Origin of the sequence: Vibrio sp. CAU 1672 (assembly GCF_029223195.1) — a bacterium.
GTDB lineage: Bacteria > Pseudomonadota > Gammaproteobacteria > Enterobacterales > Vibrionaceae > Vibrio.
Genome location: NZ_JARHUF010000025.1, coordinates 55,638 through 63,743, shown reverse-complemented (window position 1 = coordinate 63,743; position 8,106 = coordinate 55,638). Strand labels below are relative to the sequence as shown.

The 8,106-nt window shown below is 50.3% G+C and carries 9 protein-coding genes; 3 read left to right on the top strand and 6 right to left on the bottom strand.

Going from position 1 to position 8,106, the window contains the following annotated elements:
• Positions 1 to 180: 180 nt before the first annotated feature.
• Both P2G85_RS17930 and P2G85_RS17925 read right to left on the bottom strand, forming a co-directional pair.
• Positions 181 to 624, bottom strand: coding sequence for a YaiI/YqxD family protein (locus tag P2G85_RS17930; protein ID WP_275865438.1), 444 nt, complete (start codon positions 622 to 624; stop codon positions 181 to 183).
• Positions 621 to 914 carry a hypothetical protein gene (locus P2G85_RS17925; protein ID WP_275865437.1) on the bottom strand — a complete coding sequence of 98 codons (294 nt, stop codon included), beginning with the start codon at positions 912 to 914 and terminating at the stop codon, positions 621 to 623. The genes P2G85_RS17930 and P2G85_RS17925 overlap by 4 nt, the downstream gene beginning before the upstream one ends.
• 869 nt (positions 915 to 1,783) lie before the next feature.
• On the opposite strand from P2G85_RS17925, the gene P2G85_RS17920 reads away from it, so the two are divergent.
• Positions 1,784 to 2,269, top strand: a complete 486-nt coding sequence (locus P2G85_RS17920) for a GNAT family N-acetyltransferase (RefSeq protein ID WP_275865441.1) — start codon at positions 1,784 to 1,786, stop codon at positions 2,267 to 2,269.
• Here the strand turns inward: P2G85_RS17920 and P2G85_RS17915 are convergent.
• Together P2G85_RS17915 and P2G85_RS17910 are read right to left on the bottom strand one after the other, a co-directional pair.
• On the bottom strand, positions 2,229 to 2,528 hold the full coding sequence (locus P2G85_RS17915; RefSeq protein ID WP_275865436.1) for a DUF3301 domain-containing protein: 300 nt from the start codon (positions 2,526 to 2,528) through the stop codon (positions 2,229 to 2,231). The two genes, P2G85_RS17920 and P2G85_RS17915, sit on opposite strands and share 41 nt — an antisense overlap.
• 9 nt (positions 2,529 to 2,537) lie before the next feature.
• Positions 2,538 to 3,575, bottom strand: coding sequence for a DUF3549 family protein (locus tag P2G85_RS17910; RefSeq protein ID WP_275865435.1), 1,038 nt, complete (start codon positions 3,573 to 3,575; stop codon positions 2,538 to 2,540).
• A gap of 196 nt (positions 3,576 to 3,771) precedes the next feature.
• Between P2G85_RS17910 and P2G85_RS17905 the strand changes: the two genes are divergently transcribed.
• On the top strand, positions 3,772 to 4,086 hold the full coding sequence (locus P2G85_RS17905) for a YqcC family protein (protein WP_275865434.1): 315 nt from the start codon (positions 3,772 to 3,774) through the stop codon (positions 4,084 to 4,086).
• A gap of 5 nt (positions 4,087 to 4,091) precedes the next feature.
• A complete protein-coding gene (truC, locus tag P2G85_RS17900) occupies positions 4,092 to 4,859 on the top strand; it encodes a tRNA pseudouridine(65) synthase TruC (RefSeq protein ID WP_275865433.1) in 768 nt (255 codons plus the stop codon).
• Between the two features lie 99 nt (positions 4,860 to 4,958).
• Here truC and P2G85_RS17895 read toward each other — a convergent pair whose 3' ends face one another.
• Together P2G85_RS17895 and glnD are read right to left on the bottom strand one after the other, a co-directional pair.
• The gene (locus P2G85_RS17895; RefSeq protein ID WP_275865432.1) at positions 4,959 to 5,342 is read right to left on the bottom strand and encodes a DUF3461 family protein; all 384 of its coding nucleotides are present in this window, start codon (positions 5,340 to 5,342) and stop codon (positions 4,959 to 4,961) included.
• A 126-nt stretch (positions 5,343 to 5,468) separates the two neighbouring features.
• The gene (gene glnD, locus P2G85_RS17890; protein WP_275865431.1) at positions 5,469 to 8,093 is read right to left on the bottom strand and encodes a bifunctional uridylyltransferase/uridylyl-removing protein GlnD; all 2,625 of its coding nucleotides are present in this window, start codon (positions 8,091 to 8,093) and stop codon (positions 5,469 to 5,471) included.
• Positions 8,094 to 8,106 lie beyond the last annotated feature (13 nt).

The following is an 8,106-nucleotide window of genomic DNA, read 5'->3' as shown; positions in this document are numbered from 1 at the left end:
CTCATCCACTACGGTGAGTTTAAAAGCGAGGGAATAATCGCGCTGAGTTCTTTTATTTGTTGATTTCATAACACTCTCCAATTTTGGGGTTGGAAAGTGTCAACCTTATTTAGGACGGAACAGGCACTGAGTAAAAAGCCTGCGATTTTCGCAGGCTTTTTGTTTGATATTGTGTTCCGGTTAGCGCTTGGCCAGAATCCTGTCGAGGTGATTAGCAAATTCACGCCGATCGGTTTGCGACAGCGCTGCCGGGCCGCCGGTCTGAATACCGCTTGAGCGCATGGTTTCCATAAAGTCACGAATATTCAGACGTGCTTTAATGGTGTCTTTGGTGTAAAGCTCGCCGCGCGGGCTCAGCGCGAGTGCGCCTTTGGTGATCACTTCATCGGCCAGTGGAATGTCAGAGGTAATAACCAAGTCACGGGCCTCTACCCGTTTCACGATTTCATTGTCCGCGATATCAAATCCTGCGGCGACCTGCAGCGAATGAATGTTGGCACGCTTGGGCACCGGAACCACATGGTTGGCGACAAACGTACACTCTACGCCAGTGCGTTCCGCGGCCCGGACAATGGTTTCGCGAATGACTTTTGGACAGGCGTCAGCATCGACCCACAGTTTCATGATTTGCCCTCACTCAGTTGTTGCTCTAAAGCATCAATGCGTGCAGTTAACTTGGCCACGGTGTCCTCTAAAACTGCCAGGCGATCGGCCTGAGGTGTTGGTGAGGCAGCCACTTCCACTTTAGGCACCCGGTTGGCGCTTTTCCAGCTTTTGATCGTGGCGATCAGAGCTGGCATCGGCACCGGGGTTTGTAACCGGGCTTTGACCAGGGCAACGGTCGGCTCTTTTCCTTGCTGATGAAGTTGTTCCAGTATGGCTTCCAGCTCTTTGGTGACATCTTGAGTTAACATAATGTGTCCTTGGTAACGATATACCTATCATCATACGTTGAGGGGCAGTTTTTGGCGAATAGCAATTATGGCAATCCCTTGTGCGAGATCTCTCACAAGGGTTGTGAGAAAAAGCGATATTGCACTCAGCCAAAGCGCAATTTTATTGTTTAAGTTATTGAATTTGTTGATCTTGACATGTGGAAGTCCCGTTTGTTTAGTAAAGTTTTGTTGTGGGTGGATTGAGATCCTTAAGGAAAGGAGTAGAGTTGAATGTGTCGGCAGGATGCAGACACGGAACAGGAAAGCACCAAGGAGTTGGTCATCGTCAGGATGACGATTTGGTTACTTAGGAAGGGTAACCAAGCAAGGAGCGTCAGGACATTGTAAGGACACAAGCATCAACAGGAGGTTGATGACTAAGGACGGCAATGGACCCCTCACCGGATTGAGGTAAGGAACAGCATCAGGATGATGCAACGGACACCGCTCAAGGAACAAGTGATGTGCGCTAACGGGATGGTTAGCTATCAGGATGATAGGGACACCGCTAGGACGGCGAGTAAGGACTGAGCTGACGGATTCAGCCACTATTATGGATGATGCATGGAGCACGAATTAGTAGCCGGACTGCTGCGAGTAAGACTACGGCCCCGATACATCTGTGTCGGGGTCTTTCTTGTTTATATTGGTGGCATCACAAGACAACAAGAGCCCACCGGCATTACCAATTAAAAATAACAATTCAGAACAGTATCCTTTCCAACCAGTTGGCTTAGCTTTCGGCTTCTCAGAAATAGGCGTCAAGCACTGCTATCAACCAAGTTTGATAGTGGACCATTATAGATTGCTGTAATCAAGGAACAGATGTGACCATAGTGACCAGAAGAATGCTTCTTCTTCCCTACAGTGAGTCGCTGCAACTCGAGTTTGTTATGCTCAACTGCTGTGCGATCAATCGTGCCCAAATGAATGGCCCACATAATGTGGCTTCTGCCAAGCAGTTATTCAATAAAATACTGGATGATGACAGTGTTTATAGTATGGCGGTACTGGATAATTCCAGCCGTGACTATATGGGCCACGTGTTTATTTCGCATTTGGATGACCAAGCTGAATTAGGCTTTATCTTCGACAAGACGTATTGGGGGAGAGGGCTGGCAACTGAAGCCTTAAAAGCGTTTTTTCCGAAAGCCTGCCGAGAATTAGGGCTTGAAAGGGTGAGAGCTAATGTGAACGTCAATCATCAGGCAGCGATTGCGGTGTTAGAAAAGCTCGGCTTTAGCAAAAGCAAAGAGTATAAGGACCTGTATGGCCCTTATTACGAACTGGAATTTACATCCGGTGCGGTGGTAGGTGAAAGTTCAGCGGCCTGAATCCAACCATAGTGAGCTGACCCTGATAACAGTCATCGCCCAGGGCGGAGAACTCGAACTGATAAATCGTATACCAACGCCAGACTCCGTCTGGCGTTTTTAGTTTATGCGCGCCAAAGGCGATGCTGATCAATTGCAAATCAAGCTGTTCACATTTTCGAGTGATCGCGCTTTTGGCTAGTTCGGCCTGGCGTCGCTGTTGCCAGAATAAAAAGCAGAAAAAGCACAGGCCTAAAATGGCAAGCAGGTCACCAATCATGGATTATATCTACCCTTTGGTTGCTTGCTGAAGTTTGACCAGTGCGCTGGCTAATTCATCCGATGGACTGGCGTGCAACAATGGTAGCAGGACCATTCTCAGTGCCGGCAGCATCACCAGATCGGCGAACAACTGATTAAACAGGCTCTGGTTGCCGGTTTGTGCCAGGCGCAGCAAAAATTGCCCGGCGGTATCGGCATTGGCGAGTAAGTGCCAGTCTCTGCCCGCAATACCAATCAGGACTTCCTGATGGCTCAGGCGTGGACTTTGTAATACGGTATTCAGGACAGGTTGCGCGATGTCTGCCGGAGCACCAGCCAGAGCTCGAATCAAGGCCGACAGCAGGAATAAGTCGGGCTCCTGGCTTTCGATTTGATCTTGCGCCATTTCTGCGATCCGCTCTGCCAGGCGGGGCTGCAGTTCAACGTGCTCCAGCGCGCCGAGTAAGGCATAAAGTGGTTGATTAGGTAAGTGACGCAAAGCCTTGCGCAGAATCACGCCATTTTGTGCCGTGCTGAGGCGGGCCGCCATATCGGTAATGCCTTGTAACCCGACAGTTGGCCAGCTGTCCCAGCCTAAATCGCCGGAGAAATAGTGCTGGGCGTGCTCGTAATACTGGCTGGTTGGCAGATCCAATTTCGCCCGCAACTGACTGTGAAAAACGGCCATTTTGTCTTCAGCAGGCTTAAAAGTGTAGGGATTGTTTGCCAGCTTCTGTTGCTGCTCTTCTGACATTTCCTGGTTCAGCCGCGAGCCCATGGCTTCAATGACATATTTAATAAAATTGCCAATATCAGCTTGTTTGAGCAAGCCTCGTTCATCCAGCTCAAACTTGAGAAACCATATCCAGGGCTGCTGTTCTTCATTCCAGTATGCGATTGCCAGGTGTGCTTTGCGCTGCAATGGAAAAGGGTAAGGGCTTTGGCCTTTCTCAACGTCGCTAAACAGTGAATGAGTGATGGACTGAATCCGTCTGCCCAGATCGAAGATTTGGTATTCGCAGCCGCTGTTGGTCAGTAGTTGGGTGAGAGTATGAATGTTTTCCATTAAAACCGTGTCCTAACTTGATGGATTGCCGGCTGCTTATTTGAGACAAAACCTGCTCCGAAAAGATAAACCGCCTCTGAATAAATGGTATCATTCGCGGCTAATTCAAGGTTTGAGGTAAAAAGAATAACCACAGCCTTGTACTTAAGCGCTATGAATTGCTGCAAATATCAGCTCAAAAGGTAATCAGACCCTAATGACATCAAGCACAAACCTGCTGGCACTGCTTAGTCAGCTGGAGGCCTCGTTGAAAGATCATCAACTCTGGCAGTTTCAACCTCCTGAACCGCAAATGCTGCAGAGTACCGAGCCATTTGCGATTGATATACTCACTCCACAGCAGTGGTTACAATGGATATTTCTACCGCGGATGCGCGCGCTATTGGCCAGTGGTAATGCTGTGCCCAAGGGCTTCGCTGTCGCACCATATTTCGAAGAAGTATGGAAGTTAGAACCTCAGTTCGACGAGCTGATTGAGACCATTCGGGCCATCGACTCTATATGCCAGTAACGACAATGATTGAACACGAAACCCTTGCAGAGCCACTTCAGACGGAGTTGGAGATCGTCTATCAGGACGAGTATTTTGTCGCGGTCAATAAACCGGCCGGAATGTTAGTCCACCGCAGTTGGCTGGATAAACACGAAACCCAGTTTGTAATGCAGACCCTGCGTGACCAAATTGGCCAGCATGTTTATCCTCTTCATCGTTTGGATCGCCCCACTTCTGGTGTGCTGGTATTTGCGCTCTCCAGTGATGTGGCTTCGCAAGTGATGCCGATGTTTGCCGAGCACAAGATGGAGAAAACTTATCACGCGATCGTGCGCGGTTGGATCGAAGAAGCCGGGGTACTGGACTATCCGCTGAAAGTTGAGCTGGATAAAATTGCGGATAAGTTTGCTTCTCAGGAAAAAGCGGCCCAAGAGGCGGTGACGGCCTATCTTCCGCTAGCCAGAGTGGAAGTACCTTATTCCACCGGTAAGTTTCCTACCACGCGATATTGTCTGATGCAAATGAAACCAAAGACCGGGCGCAAGCACCAGTTGCGTCGCCATATGGCGCACCTGCGTCATCCGATCGTTGGTGATACCAGTCATGGTGACGGTAAGCACAACAAGCTGTATCGCACCGAGTTTGATTCCCACCGTTTGCTCCTGCATGCCTCAGAGTTGCGTTTCGTTCATCCATTTACTGAGCAAGAGATCGTGATGAAGGCCAGCATTGATAACACCTGGCAGCAGCTGTTTGCCCGATTTGGCTGGGATGAGTCGCTGGTTAAGTAACGTGCTGGCTGCATAAAGATTCGAGTATTCGCTGAAAAAAAAAAAGAAAGGGGCTGTTATCCATACCAACCCCTTTTTAATCTTTAAGAATTCATAAGCTTACTTGAGCTTTTCCAGATCCGCTTCGATCTCGGCGATCTTGCTTGCTACCACTTTTTCAAGGTGGCGTAAATCGGAAAGGATCTTCTGTTTGACGTCGCCGTCGGTTACGGTTTCTGGCTTAGTGATGGTATTCAGTTCATCAATGACTAAGGTTAAGTTGCGGTTGATTTCGGTTACTTCTTTATACTGGTGACTGCCGCTGTCAACCAACACATTTTTAATCTGGCGCGGGTACTTGAATTTAACACTCTTGGCGAAAAATTCACCTTTCTGTTTGTGGAAGTAAATTTTCAGCACGTCTTTGTGTGCTTCCTGGCGTAGGGAATAACGTTCAATCTGTTTGGGATCGTGGATTCCCAAGCCAGTGAGGTGGGGAAACATGGGCTACCTCTGTGTATTGAATGAGTGATCAATACAACTGTAGCAGCCCATCTATGTGGTAGATAGCTGATATTTAAACCAATGGCCTAACTTGTGGGCAAGATCGACCTTGCTTTTTTCCTGTGATCAACTCTGTGCTGAATCGGAGATATTTTCGATCAGTTTTTCTCGCAGCATCAGCTGTTGCTCTTCGCTCAAACGTCCTCCCGTGTCACTGGTCAGAATGAACAAATCCTCGGCGCGCTCACCAATGGTGGTTATTTTTGCCGCATGCAGGTGAAGTCCCAGTTCAGAGAATGTTTTGCCCACTTTCGCCAGCAGCCCCGGGGTATCCAGAGCAACAAATTCCATCAAAGTGCGCTTTTTGCTTTTGGTCGGTAAAAAGTCGACTTTGGTTTTCACATTGAAGTGTTGCAATTTGCGCGGGGTACGACGGGTTTTGATTTTCGTCGGACGGCCATCGGTTAACACATGGGTCAGGTGCTTGATCACCGCGCTGTGGCGCGACTCTTCCACCGCTTTGCCATTCTGATCCAGCACCATAAAGGTATCGATCACATGGCCATCTTTACTGGTCATGATTTGTGCGTCGTGTACGGTAAAGTTACGACGATCAAGCTCTGCCACGACGGTGGCGAACAGCGCTGGCTGATCTTTACTGTAAACAAACACTTCGGTGCCGCCGCGGGTGGCTTTTTTGCTGATCAGTACCAGCGGCTTACCCGGGTCGTCCATGCGCAGCAGGTGCTCACAATGCCAGGCGATTTGTTTATGGGTGTGACGCAGGAAGTAATCGGCTTTGAAGCGTTGCCACAGCACCTCGATTTGCCGGGCGCTGAAACCTTCCTTACGCAATAGAGCAGAGGCGAGTTGCTGGTTGTGGCGGATTCGCTCGCGAACATCTACCGGGTTTTCCAGGCCACGGCGCAGTGCCCGCTGGGTCGAGTAAAACAGCTCAGCCAGCAGGGTACGCTTCCAGCTGTTCCACAGCTCAGGGTTAGTCGCGCAGATGTCCGCTACAGTAAGACAAACCAACAGCTCCAGATACTCTTCATCGCGCACCTGTTTGGCGAATTCGGTGATCACGTCTGGATCATAAATATCACGCCGCTGGGCAGTAACCGACATCAGCAGGTGATGGCGGACTAACCAACTGACCAGTTTTGCTTCAGGCTTGGATAAACCGTGTTCGATACAAAATTCGTACGCCTCTTCCGCGCCGATTTCTGAGTGGTCACCGCCGCGTCCTTTACCGATGTCGTGGAAAATCGCAGCCAGGATCAACAGTTCTTTTTTCTGGATTCTCGGGTAGAGCTCGCAGCAGATGGGGTGCTTACTGTGATTACCGGGGTCGGCAAAGGTATTGATATGCTTGAGTAAACGAATGCTGTGCTCGTCCACGGTATAGACGTGAAACAGGTCAAACTGCATCTGGCCGACAATCTGGCTCCACTGGGGCAGGTACGCCGCCAGTACGCCCAGTTTGTGCATTAAACTGAAGGCTCTGTGCAGGGCGTTGGGGTGGCGGCACAGTGCCATGAATTTTTCCCTGGCGGCGGGAATGTCATGCAGAAATTTGTTCAGGCGGCGACGGGCGGTACGCAACTGGCGCAGGGTTGGCGGGCTGACGCCGTCAATCGTCGAATCATTGGCGATATGCAGGAACATGTCCAGAATGGTTTCCGGCCGTGCCTGGAACAGCGCCGGTTTCCGTGCCTCAATTAACGCGCCGCGGCGCTGAAAATCGCTATCAATGATTTGCGCATCCTCACTGTCGCCGCCATTGAGGATCGCCTGATCAAACAGCTTGAGCAGCATTTTGTTCAGTTCGGCGACGCGGCGTAAGGTGCGATAGAATTCCTTCATCATCATTTCAACGCCACGGTTACCTTCGCCGGTGTAGCCCAGGTGTTCCGCAACCTGCGCTTGATGGGCGAAGGTGAGGCGGTTGTCGTAACGCTTTAGTTCCATATGCAGGGCAAAACGTACCCGCCACAAAAAGTCCTGGCACTCGACCAGCTCCCGGTATTCGGCATCGGTTAAAAAACCATAGCGGCTCATTTCCAGCAGCGAGGTGGCACCAAAATGACGCCGCGCGACCCAGCTCAGGGTATGGATGTCGCGCAGTCCGCCTGGGGTCGATTTGATGTCTGGCTCCAGGTTATAGGTGGTATCGTGATAGCGGGCATGGCGTTGCCGTTGTTCCTGGATTTTTGCCTGATAAAACGTCTCGCTGGGCCAGAAGGAGTCGGAAAGCACCACTTTTTTCAGCGCCTGAAAGGTATCTTCGCTGCCGCAAAGCAGGCGCGCTTCCTGCAGGTTAGTGGCGACCGTCAGATCAGCCCGTCCGATTTCGGCACACTCTGTGACCGTGCGGACGGCGTGGCCAACTTCGAGTTTTAAGTCCCACAGCAGGGTGATGAACTCGCTGATTTTGCTCTCCAGCGCAGGTGGTAGTTTGTTGTTGGACAACACCAGAATATCAATATCAGATAACGGGTGCAGTTCTCCGCGGCCATAGCCACCGACCGCTACCAGCGAGATGTTGTAAATATCTTTAAAACCAAAGTGTTGCCACAGTCGGGTAAGGAGCAGATCCATGTATTCGGCGCGCAGCAGCACAAGGTCTGTGATTGGCTGATGGTCGAGGAACTGTCGTTGCTGGTAGTGGCTGAACTGTTCAAGTTGGTGTTTCAGTTCACTGATGGTGAGCTGATCGTCAGTAAAGGTAAGAGGGGACTGAAAAGGCATATTTGCTATCCGT

Excerpts from the sequence above, each read along its gene's own strand:
- P2G85_RS17930 (WP_275865438.1), bottom strand. The coding sequence starts at position 624 with ATGAAACTGTGGGTCGATGCTGACGCCTGTCCAAAAGTCATTCGCGAA.
- P2G85_RS17925 (WP_275865437.1), bottom strand. The coding sequence starts at position 914 with ATGTTAACTCAAGATGTCACCAAAGAGCTGGAAGCCATACTGGAACAA.
- P2G85_RS17920 (WP_275865441.1), top strand. The coding sequence starts at position 1,784 with ATGCTTCTTCTTCCCTACAGTGAGTCGCTGCAACTCGAGTTTGTTATG.
- P2G85_RS17915 (WP_275865436.1), bottom strand. The coding sequence starts at position 2,528 with ATGATTGGTGACCTGCTTGCCATTTTAGGCCTGTGCTTTTTCTGCTTT.
- P2G85_RS17910 (WP_275865435.1), bottom strand. The coding sequence starts at position 3,575 with ATGGAAAACATTCATACTCTCACCCAACTACTGACCAACAGCGGCTGC.
- P2G85_RS17905 (WP_275865434.1), top strand. The coding sequence starts at position 3,772 with ATGACATCAAGCACAAACCTGCTGGCACTGCTTAGTCAGCTGGAGGCC.
- truC (WP_275865433.1), top strand. The coding sequence starts at position 4,092 with ATGATTGAACACGAAACCCTTGCAGAGCCACTTCAGACGGAGTTGGAG.
- P2G85_RS17895 (WP_275865432.1), bottom strand. The coding sequence starts at position 5,342 with ATGTTTCCCCACCTCACTGGCTTGGGAATCCACGATCCCAAACAGATT.
- glnD (WP_275865431.1), bottom strand. The coding sequence starts at position 8,093 with ATGCCTTTTCAGTCCCCTCTTACCTTTACTGACGATCAGCTCACCATC.